We start from the raw sequence: 16,636 nt of genomic DNA, 5'->3' as shown, positions 1-16,636 counted from the left end.
CAAGAGGGTCTTGTTCTCTTGTGGATTTTTTTATGGATAAAAAGAGTGAAATTTAGTTGGGAGGGATGAATTAGATGCACTTAGAAAAGCAATTTAGAAGTAGAATGAGAAAAACACGACTTAGCCCCTCGCAGGTTCTTGGTTTGGGATTTCTTATCCTTATTGCTGTAGGTGGTTTGCTCTTAAAACTTCCGTTTGCTACCAAAATGCCAATTAGTTGGATTGATGCCTTTTTCACCTCTGCATCAGCGACAACCGTTACCGGTTTGTGGGTTGTTGATACACATACAGCTTACACGTTATTTGGACAAATTGTTATTCTTGTTTTGATACACATCGGTGGACTTGGTTTTATGACCTTTGCAATAATGCTTATTATTTTTTTTGGACGACGTATCGGTTTACGGCAACGGTTAATTATACAGGAACAATTACAGACTCCCATTGGTGGGATCATCAAATTGGTAAAAAGGGTTGTATTTTTTGCTCTGATTATTGAAGCGGTTGGAGTAATCCTGTTGTCCTACCGCTGGGTGCCGGAAATGGGGTTTTGGAAAGGCATCTATTACAGCATTTTTCATGTTGTTGCTGCATTTAATAATGCAGGTTTCGCACTTTGGCCTGACAGTTTATCCGGATATGTAGGCGATCCAGTTGTTAATATCGTTATTACGTTAATGATCATGACAGGCGGGATAGGATTTACTGTATTACATGATATATGGTACAGCAAAAATTTCAGGTCGTTATCCCTTCATTCAAAAATCATGATTGTTGGGACGATTATTATAAACGTCGTTTCCATTTTAGTTATTTTCATTATCGAGTTTGACAATCCGAACACTTTGGGAAGTTTGTCTTTCACCGACAAATGGTGGGCCGCCTACTTTCAGGGGATATCACCAAGAACAGCCGGCTTCAATACGATACCGATTGGGGAACTGGAAGAACAGACAAACGTGTGGATGATGTTGATTATGTTCATTGGTGCCGGCAGTGTTTCCACTGGTGGAGGAATCAAATTAACTACTTTCATTGTTATTTTATTAGCTGTTGGTTCTTTCCTAAAACAAAAGAATCAAAATCCTAAAGCATTTGGGCGAAGAATAGATATTAAGATTGTTTACCGTGCACTAGCTATTGTTGTAACAAGCTTAGCTTTTATTTTTATTGCTGTATTTATTTTATTAATTACAGAAGATATAGAGTTTCTGCCCTTGTTCTTTGAGGTTGTTTCGGCATTTGGAACGGTCGGTCTTTCAATGGGAATAACTGCAAAGCTTAGCGTCATTGGAAAATTGGTTATTATGTTTATGATGTACTTAGGTCTTGTTGGTCCGCTAACGATTATGTTATCCGTATCACAGGCCGAAAAGGAAAAAATTCGTTATCCAGCTGAAAATGTTTTTACAGGGTAATTAAAGTGCAGACGCCCGTTTTTAACGAAATAAATGAATACAGGACACTAATTAACAGCAAATTCTTTATGGTTTAGGAGGGAATAATAAAGAAGAAACGAACGATAAATAACTTTACTAATTGAGCGCTTTCCTTTAATAAGGACAGCGCTAATTTTATGGGGAAAATCGAAAATATTAAGGGAGGTCTTTATACATTTTCCATATCTTCTATTATAGATTGTTTATTGACCATCCATTTAATAAAATTCTGCTCATTATCAGTCAGTTCCCTGTTTAACTTTTGTTCAAATTCCTGGACTAACTTTGCATATTGATTGTCGGCATTCATTCTAATTCCTCCAGTGCATCCACATCAAATATTACCAGAAATTTCCGCAAAAATAAATAGATTTAATGAAAAAGGCGTTCTAATATCAGCATATTAAAAGGTCGAATTTTGTTGACCATTTAGCCCTTTCTATTGATATGCTTTTTTAGTATGCAAAAGGAGGTGAAACTTTACAAGTTTAACGAAAGGGGGTGGCACTATGCAGGATATTTCGGATGAAGTTTTAGTCAACTCCTACAAAAAAGCGTTGAGTATGGACATCAAAAAGGATTTCATTTCCGTTTTAGAAATGGAATTAATGAAAAGGGACCTTTTAGTTCAAGTTAAAAACGTATTATAGATAGGAAAGGCGTTGAAATGGAAAGTTGCATCGGGGATTCCTTGATGCAGCTTTCTTTGCTAATAAGAGCCTAAAGGACCTTCGAAATAAACGATTTGTGATATTTGGACATGTACAGAAAAATCCTCCAGGTTCATTTGAATATGACCAACTGCGACCCCTGCATTAACACCTCAACTCTGCCCGCTGTTGTCATCAATGCCATCGTTTGACCATCAAGCTGGTTCAAATGCTGCACAAAAACTGGATCTAATTGTGTGGTATAAAGGAGAAGTTGGGATAAAAAAGATGTTCCGTACTTTGTCGGAAGCATCTTTTCCAGACTAACCTTTAGCCGTGTCCATTATGACTGCAATTAACAATACCACAACACCTAAAATTATTGCCATTAGACCTAATAAGCCTACCCCGGTCCCTGTCCAGCTGCTTGTAAAAAGGCTAGCCGGTATTAAAACAACGCCTGCTACGATTAGGATAAGCGCGGGTATGTATTTTATGAACTTATTAGTATAGGTTGAGTGCAGCAGGAAGACTAGTACAATTGCAATTACTGCTATCGCGGCACCAATAAAGAGAATTAAATTCATCAAACCACTCCAAAACATTAAAATAATATTACATACATTTTACAATTAGATGTATTTAGTTTATAACCTTTTTTCATCATATAAAAACATCATTTTAAAAAATGTTGGCTTGTCGCCAAGAACCAATGGCGAAAGCCTTAAATTTTTTTATACTTTATATACCTTCTAAAAGTGTAAAAAAATGCTTTGCAAAATGATGGACATTCAGCAAAGCAATTTCAAGATTCAGGTTCGGATGAATTGGAACTGATCTTTAGTAAAATCCATTTTATAATCCAGCCTATGATGATTCCTATCGGGAGAAATAGAATTGGCAGCCAAATGGGGCCAATCAGTTGTCCCATAAATGTAAAGGTTGGCGATAGGATTAAACCTACAGTCACAAAATAGGCAGAAAAAACAAACGGTAAGAAAGAAAATGGTCTATTTTCACCTTGAGCATCTTTATACGCATCCCAAATTGCAAAAAAATATAAACATGGGTAAAACATCAACCACAGGAAATTTGTTTGATCGATTGCTTCTTGTATCTTTCCATGAAAGCTCAAGATAATTGCCTGGTTAAAATGGGACATGACATTGACAGCGAATTCTAGAATAATTAATACAATACCCTTTACATACCTTTTATTTAATAATTGACCAAACCCCGGTAATGCAACGCTCCATAGCAGTTTTTCTAATTTATCTTTAGAGATACCATGTACACTTCTCATCCTTTAGGGCCTATTCGGCCAATTCCTTTCGATCTGCAGCTATCGGTGGCAGCTCCATCCAACCGTTGTTTATCATCAGTTTTGCGCCAAGATTAGAGTATTTAGCTATTTCTGCGATTAACCGGGAGTATTGTACACCTAAATCATGCCTTGGGCTTACGGATATTGCGATACCATATTGTCCTATACTTGATGCAATTAGGGTTGTAATTAGGAACATCATGTATTTATCGGAAAAAGGCGCTTCCTTGGAATCAGTTACTTCCGGTGTGGATAGTATAGCACCGCTTGAAAGGTAGCACTCCTTCAAGGTATTAGATAAAGTTTCCATGTGCTTACCAGATATTTCTCTGCCGCGTTCAAAATATTGTCTGACTTCCTTTGAGCGTGCGACCTGGCTGAAACCAGTTATAATACCTTGTCCCAATGCATTCCTTCGTGCATTAAATACAAGATTAGAAATTTCTACACCAAGTAATGGTCTTCTGTTCGTAAACCAGCCTTTTAAAAAGTGTGTAGAATCTACAAAGTCAACCTGTTCTGGTTTAGGGATAAACGGGGAACGGATAAATATTCCCTTTTCTTTGGCTAGTTCCTTTACCTTCTTGTGCAAGATCTGATCATTGACTAATACCTTTGAGAAATAATCAATAATATCGGTTCGTTCGGCTTGAGATAACGCCGCACTATATGCCGCTAACGTATAACCAGACATGCTTAAGATAAATTCTAAATAAAGCTTATCTGTAAAGAGCCTAGGAGCATCTAAGTTTACATCCTCTTCTGTAAAACCTTGGGGGATTGGATATTCTTCTTTCGTAAAGATTTCTTCAACACCATTTTTATGCTCTTCAATTAAATTTAAAGCAAACTCAAGTGTCTCCTTAATATCTTCATCCTCAATATTAACTAAAAAATATTGGATTCCGCGAATCATCATCGTATCGGCCTGGTAAGCTGTCCAAAGACTCGAAACTTCAGACGATGTCAGTTCGATTTTTTTATATTCATTGTTTTCCATATCCATATTCCTTTCATTTCTTAGGCTTTGCTAATTCATCACGATCTACCATGCGAGGTGGCTCTTCCAACCATTCGTTTTCAATCATTAGGTTGGCGCCATCCTCAGAATATAGAGCAATTTCTCCCGTTAAACGTGTATATTTCGCCGCTATATCCCTTCTGATAGTAGTAGAAATACTCAATCCATAAAATCCGATTCCAATTCCTATCATTCCCGTAACATGGTACATGATCAGCTTATCCGAAAAAGGGGATATGGTATTACTAGCAGTCACCATTGAATCAGAACCCATTGGGGTTGGAACTTTGCTTTTCTCTAATATTGAACTAAATGCTTTTACTTGTTTTTGGGCAATCCCGATGCCACGTAAAATGTATTCCTTAACGTCTTTTGATTTAGCGACCTGACTGTAGCCTGTTAGGGTGGCGATGCCAAGGTTATTTCGCTGCATGTTAGAGAATAGGTGGGTAATTTCTGTAGCCAGCAAAGGTCTTTGCTCGCCAAACCAGCCAGCAAGAAAACTTTGCTTTTTGACGAAGTCCACTTCATTTGGTGTTGGAATATATGGCGGACGTGTGTATACTCCCTTAGTTAACGAAAGTAATGACGCTTTTTGATGGAGGGCATTGTATTCGCTTAATCCAGTTGAGAAAAATAGATAAACATCTTCCCGAGTTGCCACCGTTACGGATGCCGCAAAGGCATAAATACCAAGTGATCCAAGTTGAAAAATATATTGTAAAAAGTAATTATCCGAATATAAGCGGGGGGCGTCAACATCTACATCTTTATCAGTGAAACCTACCGGGATCGGCTTGTTTTCCTTTTCGAATATGGATGTCAACTGTTTCAAATGTGAATGTTCTAAAGTAAGCGCATCCTGAATTAGTGGTTCGATCTCTTTATCTTCCACCTTTGCATGAAAATATGCTAAAACCTTCGACATTAGGCTTGCATTCATGTACGCTCCCCATAATTGTGATAGTTCGGATGCGGTTAGATCTATGTTTTGATCCATAGATGATCTCACTCCTTTGGTCTAAAACGCAGGTTGTTTTCCTATAGTTTGCCAAAAAGGAATGTTCCTATACAAAAGAACACCCCTTGCATAAAAAGCAGGGTCAATGGGCAAAAGAAAGGGAGTAACTAATGGTTTGACCTGAGGTGAGTTTATGAGAAGAAAAAAGAAAAAGAAAGCTGAAAATGAACAAGAGGATTTTTCCATTGAATTAGTAAAAGAACTGGATAAAAATTTAGATAATCTTAAGCAAATGTTAGAGGAACCAAACGATTTAGTTATTCGAAAATTTGTTGTTCGTGGGACCGCCCATCATTGTGCTGTTGTGTATATAGATGGATTGGTAAACACGGAACTTATACATAACAACATTGTGAAGAATGTACAGATTGTAAATGAGCGTAAAGAATTACCATCCCAGCCGGAAAAACTATTTGAAGAAATATATTGGGAGATCATTTCGGCAAGTGCTATTGAAAAAGCAAAAACATTGGATGATATTTCGAAGTCCCTGCTATATGGCGATACCATCTTTTATTTAGATGGTGTCGATCAGGTAATGATTATGGACACGAAGGGCTGGGAATCACGCGCCATCGAGGAGCCTGTGTCAGAATCCGTAATTCGTGGCCCACGTTCCGGATTTGTCGAAAATATCCGGACGAATATGATGCTTGTTCGCCGCAACATTCAGGATCCCAACCTTCGTTTTAAAACGCGCTATGTGGGGAGACGTTCAAAAAAAGTATTAGTGTTTGCATATCTAGATGGGGTTGCCCATCCAGATCTTATCAAAGAAGTGAATCGACGGCTTGATTCAATCGATATGGATGATGCACCAGAGTCAGGTTATGTTGAACAATGGATTGAGGACAGTTTCCTGTCACCATTTCCTCAGCTTTCCAATACAGAAAGACCAGATGCAACTGCTTCTGCGATTACCCAGGGTAAGGTTGCCATTATGCTGGATGGAACACCATTTGTATTGTTAGCCCCCTTTACACTTGGTAATGCTTTTCAATCTCCGGAAGATTACTATGAACGCTGGACGATTGGATCCCTTTTGCGAGCATTACGGTACTTAGCTGCGTTTATTGCGATGTTTGTACCAGCACTTTATATTGCGCTAGTTTCTTACCACCAGGGAATGATTCCATCAAAACTGGCTTTTTCCATTGCTGCAACAAGGGATGGTGTACCATTTCCACCATTTGTTGAAGCAATTCTAATGGCCATCACAATGGAGTTACTAAGAGAGGCGGGAGCACGTTTGCCGACAACCATTGGTCAAACAATCGGTATTGTGGGGGGGCTTGTAATTGGTGATGCAGCTGTAAAGGCCGGGATTGTTAGCCCGGTTATGGTTGTTGTTGTTGCACTAACCGCAATTGCTTCATTTACTTTGCCAGCCTATAGTGTGGCAATTTCATTTCGATTGGTACGCTTTGTGTTTATGTTTGCGGCGGCATTATTGGGGTTATACGGCATTATCCTCATTTACATTATGATTAATATTCATATTGTAAATCTTAAGAGCATGGGGGTGCCTTATTCGAGTCCATTTGCACCTACATTTTTCAGGGATTGGATGGACCTTGTGTTCCGTGCACCGATACCGCTGTTAACCAAACGTCCGGAATATCTGAAGCCGAATGATAGTATATCAGCGGATAAAGGAGACAAGAAATAATGAAAAGCTTTGAGTATGGGGATGAAAAGATCAGCGATAAGGAAATTATGATTGCTTTACCATCAATTGTCCTTGGTGTGGGCATCTTATCATTACCAAAAGATTTGGCTTCAGTAACCATTTCATCAGATGGCTGGATAGGTATACTTGGTGGTGGTGTCATTGCCATTCTAATTACCTGGTTACTTGCTAAGCTTGCGGTTAAATTTCCAAATCAATCATTCTTTCGGTTTACGTCTGTCGTTCTTTCCAAACCAGTTGCGATTATTGTCTCCCTATTATTTGCGGCCATATGGTTAAATGTAACAGCATTTGAGGTTAGAAGGATTGCTGATGTTTCCAAGCAGTATTTATTTGACAGTACACCTGTTGAGGTAATAGCGCTTAGTTTTCTGTTAGTCGTTGTATATGCTGTATCAGGTTCTAGGGCAGGGTTATTTCGATTGAATATGATGTTCCTGCCAATCATTCTTTTTATTGCCCTTGCTGTCCTTGTATTTAATATAAGATGGTTTGACCCCAATCAATTGCTTCCATTATTTAAAACAGACATTCAAGGTTATATAAAGGGAATGCATGCAGGAGTTACCTCTTACGCCGGATTCGTCATTGTTTTATTTTATATAGGACTAGTGGATAATCCCGAGCGAACACCCAAATTGGCTGCTTATGGGATGTGTATACCTGTGGTTTTATATATCATCCTTTTTGTTATGTGTATTGGTGTATTTGGTCACGCGGCAACGACAAATCTCATTTATCCAACCATTGAATTAGCTAAAGGAGTAGAAATTCCAGGAGGATTTTTAGAACGATTTGAATCCGTTTTTTTCGTGATCTGGATTATGGCTATTTTCAATACAACATCAATGGCTTTGGATATCGTTGTTTTGTGCCTCAACTCGATCTTTACGAAAACAAATAAAATAAAAATAGTTATTTTAGTAGCGCCACTTGTTTACGCAATTGGTATGTTTCCACAAAATATAATGGAGGTTTCTACATTCGGTTCTACTACAATTGATCTTGCATTGATATACACTGTATTGATCGGGTTAATTCTATTCGTGATGGCAAAAATTAGAGGGGTGAAGCGGGGTGCAAAATAGCAAGGGTTATCTCCTAACTGTCTGTACATGTATCTTCTTTTTATCAGGTTGCTGGGATCAAGTGGCTATTGAAGACCGAGGCTTTGTTGTTGGGACGGCGATCGATTTGGCTGACCAACAGGAATCAGACTTTTACAACGTAAAAATGACCTACCAATTTGTAGTGCCAGCTGGCCTTGGGGCACCTGGTGAATCAGGGGGACCAAAGGCGTTCACAAATATCTCAGCTACTGGCAAGAGCCTGTTTGAAATCATAAGATATGTGGACACCCAAACAAGCAGAGCTGGCTATTTTGAACATCTAAAGGTTATCGTTGTTTCAGAAGAAGTGATGAAAGAACCTGAGTTATTTGCTAGTGTTATGGATGATTTTATCCGTGATCAGGAAATGCGGCGTTCAATGAAAGTAATTGTTTCGGAAAATGATGCCAAAAATATCCTTGCTGTAGAGCCGGATGCCCAAAAGCTTCCAGCTATTTATATTGATTCCATTTTGCAAAACAATTATAAGTCAGCGAGAGTAATAATGCCTGTTAGGATAGGCCAGGTTCATGAGTATTTATTAACAGATAGAAGCTACGTCCTGCCCCGCATTACAACCACCGAGGATGGAAAGAGAATCAAAGAGAATGGTGTCGCAGTAATACATGGTTATAACAACCAAATGGTTGGTACACTAACAGGCAAGGAAACAAAAGGTTTAAACTTTATTACCCATAATAATGACGGCGGAACTGTCGAATTTGAAATTGACAATCATTTGATGATATACGAAATTCAAAATACAAAGAGCTCAATAAAAATTGAGGTAAACGATAATAACAAGGTAGATATATCCATTAAAATTGGAGCGGAGGGCAGGATTGGTGAGATGTATGGAAGTGAAAAACTGTTAACACCTAAACGATTTGCGGAAATTGAAAAAGGGATTAGCAAGAAAATGGAAAAGCTCGCCAATCAAACATTAAAAAAGGCACAAAAAGACTTGAATGCGGACATTTTTGGCTTTGCTGAGTTATTAAAGCAAAGGCATTATGATGACTGGCAGAAAATGAAGGATGACTGGGATCATGGGGATAATATTTTTGCTGACTGCAATATAAAAGTTACAGCAAATGCAATTGTCCGGTCGGTTGGTGCGACGGATAAAACGAAGGACAAAGGAAGCGAGTGATGAGTCATGTGGGCTAATCTTGTCGGACGAATGCCGGAATTCATGGTGATTATTTGCACCTTACTAGCCTTTGTTATTCCGTATCTCGTTTACAAGCTTAATAAACGATTGCACAAATACGGGGACCCTCCATGGAAAAAGACAATAACAGATACAAGCATTATGAAAAAAGGCAAGAAAGAGAAAAAGAAAAAGTAATTACCCACCAAAGATTGATTTTTGGTGGGATTTTCTCTGTTTAATTTTTTCTTTATTTGTAAATACTGCTGATATTAATATGTAAAATTTCCTATTATTCTGCTTTTACTTACTGAGTCTTTTTTAGTATAGTTAAAGTAGTATGTTTGGATAATTAGCTGCCTTATGGAAGGGGTTTATATAATGAAGCAAGATACGGTTGTATATAATGAAAATATTAAAAATGTCTTAGCAACGATTAATAAGGTAATGATTGGCAAGGAAGAAGCTGCAAGGCTTAGTTTAGTTGCTTTGCTCGCCCAAGGCCATGTATTGCTAGAGGATGTGCCAGGCGTTGGAAAAACGATGCTTGTTCGCACACTGGCAAAATCACTAGATTGTGATTTTAGAAGAATTCAGTTTACCCCGGATCTATTGCCCTCAGACGTTACGGGAATTTCTATTTATAATCCAAAAGAACTAGAATTTGAGTTTCGCGGAGGGCCGATTCTTGGCAATATAGTGCTGGCAGATGAAATTAATCGTACTTCACCAAAGACGCAATCAGCACTTTTGGAGGGAATGGAAGAGAAAAGTGTTACCGTCGATGGGAATACGATTTCACTGAAGCAGCCCTTCTTTGTTATGGCAACACAAAATCCAATTGAATATGAGGGTACATATCCATTGCCAGAGGCGCAGCTCGACCGTTTTTTATTGAAGCTGAAAATGGGTTATCCATCTTATGAGAATGAACTTGAGATGCTGGACCGCATGTCATTTGACCATCCAATTGAAAAGATATCTGCTGTTATGAGCAGATCAGAGCTTGTTGGCTTACAAGAGGCCGTTAAAGATGTTTACATTGATAAGAATGTTCAAAAATATATTATTAATCTAGTGAGTGCAACCCGTAAGCATCCGTCTATTTATCTCGGGGTCAGTCCCCGCGGAGCGATTGCTTTAATGCGCGCATCAAAGGCGCTTGCTTACATCTACGGCAGGGACTATGTACTTCCTGATGATGTAAAGTATCTTGCCCCTTTTGTGCTTTCGCACCGAATCATCCTGTCATCTGAGGCTAAATATGAAGGGATGACGAGTGATGATGTGCTTGCCTCTGTGGTATTGAACACCTACATTCCGATCCGAAAGGACTTTAATTAATGAAAGGGACGGTACAGTTTATTGGTAAATTCATTTTTATCGTCTTCATTTTTTTATTGTTATTCTCGTACGCAATGTTTCAAGGGGATTTGTAAGTTGGTTCCTATTCTACGGCTTCCTCCCAATCTTCCTTTATTTAGTGGGGATGCTGGTTTACCCGATAAATAGGATAACAGTATCACGGGAGGTCTCACACCACGTTGTCAGAGCCGGGGAAAAAGTAGATGTCATGATAACAATCAAACGATCTTTCCCGTTTCCGCTTTATTATTGCATTTGTGAAGAACTGTTTCCTGAATCGTTGAATAAAGTGGATAACCGCACGGATAAATATCAGCACATGGCAAACCCTGCTGGGCTTGAGCAGGTAAGGAAAATAAAGAAAGTCGTATTCGCCGGTTTTAAACGTCACATTACCCTAGGTTATCAGATTGCAGAAATTCCCCGCGGTGAACATCAATTATTTGCCATTCGATTTCGGACAGGCGATCTATTTGGATTTATTAAAAAGGAACATGTTTTCAATGTCTTTGATAATCTGATCGCTTATCCAAACGAACGACAGGTGCAGCTGACCGATAAAATGAACAGTTATGAGCAGGGATCCATTTCTGCACAGAATACTTCACTAAAAAACACCAATGTAGCTTCTGGGATAAGGGAATACATGCCAGGGGATAAATTTTCCTGGATTGATTGGAAGCAAACTGCGAAGAAAAATTCTGTTATGACGAAGGAGTTTGAACAGGAAAAGAGCACCGATACCATACTGATCTTGGATGGATGCGGCCATGGAAATCAAAATGTGTTAGCCTTTGAGGCAGCAATTGAGATAAGCCTTTCATTGATGGAGACTATTCGCAAACAATCCACGCAGGTAGGCTTTCTTTCTATTGGAGAAAAAGATGTCTTTTTACCGTTACACCACGATCCGGGTAAGAAACAATTTATCAGACAGCATTTAACACAAATTCAGCCAAGTGGAATACAACCATTTGCGGTTAAATTGAAGGAGGAAGCGAAACGTCTAACGACAGGAGTTATTGCAATTATCATTACAACAAACTTGGACGAACCATTGGTGGAAAACATGCAAAAGATGAGACAGCGCTCAAAGAGAATTATTATTTGTTTTGTTCAATCGGCTAATTTGATTACGGATAAACAACGTGAACTTATTCAAAGACTGCAGTTTCAAGGTGTTGTCATCAATGTAATGACGGAAAAGCAATTGAATCAGGATAGAATCGGGGTGCGTGTAGTATGAACCGTGTAATGGAAACGAAAACGCCTTTTATCTACAGGGCGATTTTGTATGCGGCCGGATTTGTTCTATTTTTAGAATGGCTATATCCCGTACAGGAAATTACGGATACTAGTTATTTAATTTTATTTGTACTGTATGCTGCCCTTTGTTTTTTTATAACATTATTACAAATGAAATGGTGGCTGTCCTTTATTTTAAAAGGTGCAGGGCTTCTCTACATTTTATATTCATTGTATTTCGAGGGGCTTTTTTTTAGTAAAGCTTTATTTTCCCAAGTAATCTCTGAAGCTTCTATTAATTTGTCAGCACTCTTTTCACAGGATTGGTATAATTTAACGCCAATGTTTCGCAGCTTGTTATTCCTGCTGTTAATTTGGTTAATGAGCTATTTAATTTATTACTGGTTCGTAGCAATGAACCGGATATTTTTATTTGTGGTTTTAACCTTTATCTATATTGCTGTTCTTGATACTTTTACCGTCTTTAGTGCGGAGGCAGCAATCGTCAGGATATTCATTATATCCTTCATTTCTCTAGGATTGGCAAGTTTTATGCGGGAAATGGATCGTGAGGAAATCCAATTTCTATGGATGAAAAAGACAGCGATTTGGGTACTTCCGTTAATTGGCGTGGTGCTTCTGTCAACCATAGTAGGATACGCAGCACCAAAGCTGGACCCTCAATGGCCTGATCCAGTTCCTTTTATTAGAAGTACGGCAGAAGGCGCGGGCTCTATGGATAGTGGATCAGGTGTTGTTCGGAAAGTTGGTTACGGGGAAGATGATACCAGGCTTGGCGGGTCATTCATTCAGGACGATACCCCTGTTTTTCAGGTAACCACGGAGGAAGAACAGTACTGGCGCATTGAAACGAAGGATGTATATACGGGGAAAGGCTGGGAGAATTCACATGAGCCTGAATATATCAAACAGGATCCTCAAAATATTTTACTTAAAACGTTTGATGAAAGTGTAGAGACGGAGACGTTTACAGCAACTCTGCAGTTCACCGGTAACGTTCAAATTCCAAAAGTTATTTATCCTTATGGAATTGAGCGATTCAGGGTGGCTCAACCGATCGATTTGCTATTGGATAACCAATCTGGATCAATGATTGCTAAATTTCATAATAATGATTTCATGCCGGACTTTTATTCGATGACCTATGAATCCCCGTCATTTGAGATTAACTCATTGCGACAGGCAGGTACAGATGACCCTTCGCATATAAGGGAACAATATACCCAATTACCTGAAACACTTCCAAAACGTGTTGGGGAATTGGCCAGGGAAGTAACAGCCGGCGAAAGTAACCGCTATGACATTGCGCGGACACTCGAAACGTATTTTGGCCAAAATGGATTTGCCTACAGCACCACAAATGTTTCAGTGCCGGGAGATGGCCAGGACTATGTCGATCAATTTTTATTTGAATCAAGGGTCGGATATTGTGATAATTATTCAACATCTATGGTTGTTATGCTTCGCACGCTTGATATTCCAGCACGATGGGTGAAGGGCTTTACAAGCGGGCAAAAAATTGAAAACAATGTAGGAGGTCCTGGCACATCGATCGACACCTATGAGGTTACAAATTCAAATGCCCATTCTTGGGTTGAAGTTTATTTTCCAGGGAAAGGCTGGGTTCCTTTTGAACCTACGCAAGGATTCTCAAACCTGGCAGATTTTCAGTTCGATTCAACGGTTGCGATGGAGGAGGATAATGAGGCAACCCCAGTTATGAAAAAGGATGACGAGAAATCAGAACCTAAGAAAGACCAGGAGGAAGCTCAAGGGGATTCAACGAGTAAGCATCCTGATACAGAAATTAACTGGTGGTATATAGGATTTGGTGTTATTGCGGTTGCGCTGCTTGCTTGGAGTATTTATTTATTGCGATTCCGGTTTCAATATTATGTTATCAGAATACGGCTTAAAACGAATAAAAATGAAAAGAACTATCAGGATGCTTATCATTTTTTATTAAAACAATTAGCACATAAGGGATTACCGAAAGAATCAGGGCAAACACTAAGAGAATATGCCGGAAGAATTGATCGGCGCTTCGATACAGGAACGATGGGCGAATTAACGAACTCCTATGAAGAAATACTATATACAAAGACAAGGGATTCAATCGAATTTAATAAACTGAGCCAATTGTGGAAAGATTTAATAAAACGCATAAGGTCTTGACCAGGTAAACGTGTGTAAGTAGAATAAGGGAATATAGAAAAGCTGCACCACCCGGTTAGGGGTGATGCAGCTGGACAAAGAAAAGCGAAGGCGACTGCCCAGCGACGTACAAATAGATAGGACTGTGAAAGTGCGTTGATCTTTACGCACATTCATCGGGACTAACTATTTGCTAGTCGCTAGGAGCCGCAGCTGGACAAAGAAAAGCGAAGGCGACTGCCCAGCGACGTACAAATAGATAGGACTGTGAAAGTGCGTTGATCTTTACGCACATTCATCGGGACTAACTATTTGCTAGTCGCTAGGAGCCGCAGCTGGACAAAGAAAAGCGAAGGCGACTGCCCAGCGACGTACAAATAGATAGGACTGTGAAAGTGCGTTGATCTTTACGCACATTCATCAGGACTAACTATTTGCTAGTCGCTAGGAGCCGCAGCTGGACAAAGAAAAGCGAAGGCGACTGCCCAGCGACGTACAAATAGATAGGACTGTGAAAGTGCGTTGATCTTTACGCACATTCATCAGGACTAACTATTTGCTAGTCGCTAGGAGTCGCAGCTGGACAAAGAAAAGCCATTCGTATATCCTCGGGTAATATGGTCCTGAAAGTATCTACCGGTGCACCGTAAACGCACTGACTATGAAGGCGAAATCTGTTCGTGGTTACGATAGTATAGAACCTGGATTTCTGCCTTTATGTACTGCTTTGGAATGAAACCCATTATCCTTTAGCAGATTAGGCAGGAAATCCAGGTTTTTAATATGATAAGGAGAGTTGTCATGGAAACGAATGAAATGATTTTGGTATTGGATTTTGGCAGTCAATATAATCAATTGATTACACGGCGCATACGTGAACTCGGTGTGTACAGTGAACTGCATTCACATAAACTTACAGCAGAAGCAATCAAGCGAATGAACCCAAAAGGTATCATTCTTTCTGGTGGCCCTCATAGTGTTTATGATGAAAATAGTTTTCGATGTGATAAAGAAATCTTTGACTTAGATATTCCGATTCTCGGTATCTGTTACGGAATGCAATTGATGACACTGCACTTTGGCGGTAATGTAACAAAAGCAAAAAACCGTGAGTATGGAAAAGCGCTGATTGAGCTTAGTAATGATCCTGTATTATTCCAAAACACGCCAAAGAACCAATCAGTATGGATGAGCCACGGTGATAAGGTATTGGAAGTTCCAGAAGGATTTCACGTTGATGCAACAAGTCCATCAACGCCAATTGCTGCGATGAGCAAACCGGATGAAAAGCTATATGGTGTGCAGTTCCACCCAGAGGTCAGGCACTCTGAATACGGTAATCATGTACTCAAACAATTTGTCTTTGATGTATGTAAAGCCGATGGAGATTGGACAATTGAAAACTTTATCGAAATGGAAGTAGATAAAATTAAAGAAAAAGTAGGAAATCGCAATGTGCTGTGCGCCTTGAGTGGTGGAGTAGATTCATCCGTTGTAGCTGCACTAATCCACAAAGCAATCGGTAATCAGTTAACATGTATATTTGTTGACCATGGATTATTGCGGAAAAATGAAGCGGATGAAGTAATGAAAACATTCGCTGATGACTTTCACATGAATGTTATCAAAATTGATGCACAGGAACGCTTTTTATCGAAGCTTCGGAACGAAAGTGATCCGGAAAAGAAACGTAAAATTATTGGGAATGAATTTATTTATGTTTTTGATGAAGAAGCTGGAAAATTAAAGGACATGGATTTTCTTGCACAAGGAACACTTTATACTGATATCATTGAAAGTGGTACGGAGACCGCACAAACTATAAAGTCACATCACAATGTTGGCGGACTTCCTGAAGATATGCAATTTGAATTGATTGAGCCGTTAAATACATTGTTTAAGGACGAGGTCCGTGAATTAGGATTACAATTAGGGCTTCCAGAAGCTATCGTTTGGCGCCAGCCTTTCCCTGGTCCAGGACTAGCTATCCGCGTCCTAGGCGCAATAACAGATGAGAAGCTTGAAATTGTACGAGAATCAGATGCAATATTGCGCAGAGTTATTGCAGAAGAAGGTTTAGAACGTGAAATCTGGCAGTATTTTACCGTGTTACCTGATATTCGAAGCGTAGGTGTGATGGGTGACGCCAGGACGTACGATTATACGATTGGAATACGTGCAGTGACATCGATAGATGGAATGACATCTGATTGGGCACGTATACCATGGGATGTTATGGAAAAAATATCGAATCGGATTGTAAACGAAGTTGAGCACATCAATCGCGTAGTTTACGACGTAACAAGCAAGCCGCCAGCAACGATAGAGTGGGAATAAGAAGAAAAGCAACAGCTTCTGAGAGCCAAACTAGACAAACAAAATGGAATGGGCTTGCAACGGCTTTGGGTGTCGGAACTAGAGATTTTCTGTATATTTCTAATCCA

15 protein-coding genes and 1 riboswitch are annotated in these 16,636 nt (G+C 39.3%); of the genes, 10 read left to right on the top strand and 5 right to left on the bottom strand.

Annotated features, from left to right (window positions below; all coding sequences use genetic code 11):
- The first annotated feature begins 74 nt into the window (after nucleotides 1–74).
- Complete coding sequence (locus tag CFK37_RS02855) at nucleotides 75–1,418, top strand: TrkH family potassium uptake protein (protein ID WP_089060483.1); 1,344 nt, start codon at nucleotides 75–77, stop codon at nucleotides 1,416–1,418.
- 190 nt (nucleotides 1,419–1,608) lie between these two features.
- On the opposite strand, the gene CFK37_RS19845 is transcribed toward CFK37_RS02855, so the two are convergent.
- Nucleotides 1,609–1,749: a hypothetical protein gene (locus CFK37_RS19845; protein WP_157724782.1), complete on the bottom strand. Its 141-nt coding sequence runs from the start codon at nucleotides 1,747–1,749 to the stop codon at nucleotides 1,609–1,611.
- A gap of 199 nt (nucleotides 1,750–1,948) precedes the next feature.
- Here CFK37_RS19845 and sda point away from each other — a divergent pair, with 199 nt between their 5' ends.
- Complete coding sequence (gene sda / locus CFK37_RS02850; RefSeq protein ID WP_089060482.1) at nucleotides 1,949–2,089, top strand: sporulation histidine kinase inhibitor Sda; 141 nt, start codon at nucleotides 1,949–1,951, stop codon at nucleotides 2,087–2,089.
- A 323-nt stretch (nucleotides 2,090–2,412) separates the two neighbouring features.
- On the opposite strand, the gene CFK37_RS02840 is transcribed toward sda, so the two are convergent.
- From CFK37_RS02840 to CFK37_RS02825, 4 genes are all read right to left on the bottom strand, one after another.
- Complete coding sequence (locus CFK37_RS02840; RefSeq protein WP_089060480.1) at nucleotides 2,413–2,676, bottom strand: hypothetical protein; 264 nt, start codon at nucleotides 2,674–2,676, stop codon at nucleotides 2,413–2,415.
- 218 nt (nucleotides 2,677–2,894) lie between these two features.
- Complete coding sequence (locus CFK37_RS02835; RefSeq protein WP_089060479.1) at nucleotides 2,895–3,392, bottom strand: hypothetical protein; 498 nt, start codon at nucleotides 3,390–3,392, stop codon at nucleotides 2,895–2,897.
- A gap of 10 nt (nucleotides 3,393–3,402) precedes the next feature.
- A complete protein-coding gene (locus CFK37_RS02830) occupies nucleotides 3,403–4,413 on the bottom strand; it encodes a DUF3231 family protein (protein ID WP_172840445.1) in 1,011 nt (336 codons plus the stop codon).
- 13 nt (nucleotides 4,414–4,426) lie between these two features.
- The gene (locus tag CFK37_RS02825) at nucleotides 4,427–5,434 is read right to left on the bottom strand and encodes a DUF3231 family protein (protein ID WP_089060477.1); all 1,008 of its coding nucleotides are present in this window, start codon (nucleotides 5,432–5,434) and stop codon (nucleotides 4,427–4,429) included.
- A 154-nt stretch (nucleotides 5,435–5,588) separates the two neighbouring features.
- Here CFK37_RS02825 and CFK37_RS02820 point away from each other — a divergent pair, with 154 nt between their 5' ends.
- From CFK37_RS02820 to guaA, 8 genes are all read left to right on the top strand, one after another.
- Nucleotides 5,589–7,124 (top strand): spore germination protein, encoded by a 1,536-nt coding sequence (locus CFK37_RS02820; RefSeq protein WP_089060476.1) that lies wholly within the window; start codon nucleotides 5,589–5,591, stop codon nucleotides 7,122–7,124.
- Entirely contained in the window at nucleotides 7,124–8,233 is a 1,110-nt protein-coding gene (locus CFK37_RS02815) for a GerAB/ArcD/ProY family transporter (protein ID WP_089060475.1), read from the top strand. Before CFK37_RS02820 ends, CFK37_RS02815 begins: the two co-directional genes overlap by 1 nt.
- Entirely contained in the window at nucleotides 8,223–9,407 is a 1,185-nt protein-coding gene (locus CFK37_RS02810) for a Ger(x)C family spore germination protein (protein ID WP_089060474.1), read from the top strand. The genes CFK37_RS02815 and CFK37_RS02810 overlap by 11 nt, the downstream gene beginning before the upstream one ends.
- 6 nt (nucleotides 9,408–9,413) lie before the next feature.
- Entirely contained in the window at nucleotides 9,414–9,605 is a 192-nt protein-coding gene (locus tag CFK37_RS02805; protein WP_089060473.1) for a hypothetical protein, read from the top strand.
- 183 nt (nucleotides 9,606–9,788) lie between these two features.
- Nucleotides 9,789–10,751: an AAA family ATPase gene (locus tag CFK37_RS02800; RefSeq protein ID WP_089060472.1), complete on the top strand. Its 963-nt coding sequence runs from the start codon at nucleotides 9,789–9,791 to the stop codon at nucleotides 10,749–10,751.
- A gap of 229 nt (nucleotides 10,752–10,980) precedes the next feature.
- Complete coding sequence (locus CFK37_RS02795) at nucleotides 10,981–12,018, top strand: DUF58 domain-containing protein (RefSeq protein WP_245837297.1); 1,038 nt, start codon at nucleotides 10,981–10,983, stop codon at nucleotides 12,016–12,018.
- Nucleotides 12,015–14,213, top strand: a complete 2,199-nt coding sequence (locus tag CFK37_RS02790) for a transglutaminase TgpA family protein (protein ID WP_089060471.1) — start codon at nucleotides 12,015–12,017, stop codon at nucleotides 14,211–14,213. Before CFK37_RS02795 ends, CFK37_RS02790 begins: the two co-directional genes overlap by 4 nt.
- Before the next feature lie 557 nt (nucleotides 14,214–14,770).
- A riboswitch (purine riboswitch) is annotated at nucleotides 14,771–14,874 on the top strand.
- A gap of 119 nt (nucleotides 14,875–14,993) precedes the next feature.
- A complete protein-coding gene (gene guaA, locus CFK37_RS02785) occupies nucleotides 14,994–16,529 on the top strand; it encodes a glutamine-hydrolyzing GMP synthase (protein WP_089060470.1) in 1,536 nt (511 codons plus the stop codon).
- Nucleotides 16,530–16,636 lie beyond the last annotated feature (107 nt).

Origin of the sequence: Virgibacillus phasianinus (genome assembly GCF_002216775.1) — a bacterium.
Taxonomy (GTDB): Bacteria; Bacillota; Bacilli; order Bacillales; family Amphibacillaceae; genus Virgibacillus_F; species Virgibacillus_F phasianinus.
This window is presented reverse-complemented; position numbering and strand designations above follow the sequence as displayed.

What these genes read in the sequence shown, in the direction of transcription:
- CFK37_RS02840 (WP_089060480.1), bottom strand. Translation starts at nt 2,676, where the DNA reads ATGAATTTAATTCTCTTTATTGGTGCCGCGATAGCAGTAATTGCAATT.
- CFK37_RS02790 (WP_089060471.1), top strand. Translation starts at nt 12,015, where the DNA reads ATGAACCGTGTAATGGAAACGAAAACGCCTTTTATCTACAGGGCGATT.
- CFK37_RS02835 (WP_089060479.1), bottom strand. Translation starts at nt 3,392, where the DNA reads ATGAGAAGTGTACATGGTATCTCTAAAGATAAATTAGAAAAACTGCTA.
- CFK37_RS02820 (WP_089060476.1), top strand. Translation starts at nt 5,589, where the DNA reads ATGAGAAGAAAAAAGAAAAAGAAAGCTGAAAATGAACAAGAGGATTTT.
- CFK37_RS02825 (WP_089060477.1), bottom strand. Translation starts at nt 5,434, where the DNA reads ATGGATCAAAACATAGATCTAACCGCATCCGAACTATCACAATTATGG.
- CFK37_RS02830 (WP_172840445.1), bottom strand. Translation starts at nt 4,413, where the DNA reads ATGGAAAACAATGAATATAAAAAAATCGAACTGACATCGTCTGAAGTT.
- CFK37_RS02815 (WP_089060475.1), top strand. Translation starts at nt 7,124, where the DNA reads ATGAAAAGCTTTGAGTATGGGGATGAAAAGATCAGCGATAAGGAAATT.
- CFK37_RS02805 (WP_089060473.1), top strand. Translation starts at nt 9,414, where the DNA reads ATGTGGGCTAATCTTGTCGGACGAATGCCGGAATTCATGGTGATTATT.
- CFK37_RS02795 (WP_245837297.1), top strand. Translation starts at nt 10,981, where the DNA reads ATGATAACAATCAAACGATCTTTCCCGTTTCCGCTTTATTATTGCATT.
- sda (WP_089060482.1), top strand. Translation starts at nt 1,949, where the DNA reads ATGCAGGATATTTCGGATGAAGTTTTAGTCAACTCCTACAAAAAAGCG.
- guaA (WP_089060470.1), top strand. Translation starts at nt 14,994, where the DNA reads ATGGAAACGAATGAAATGATTTTGGTATTGGATTTTGGCAGTCAATAT.
- CFK37_RS19845 (WP_157724782.1), bottom strand. Translation starts at nt 1,749, where the DNA reads ATGAATGCCGACAATCAATATGCAAAGTTAGTCCAGGAATTTGAACAA.
- CFK37_RS02855 (WP_089060483.1), top strand. Translation starts at nt 75, where the DNA reads ATGCACTTAGAAAAGCAATTTAGAAGTAGAATGAGAAAAACACGACTT.
- CFK37_RS02800 (WP_089060472.1), top strand. Translation starts at nt 9,789, where the DNA reads ATGAAGCAAGATACGGTTGTATATAATGAAAATATTAAAAATGTCTTA.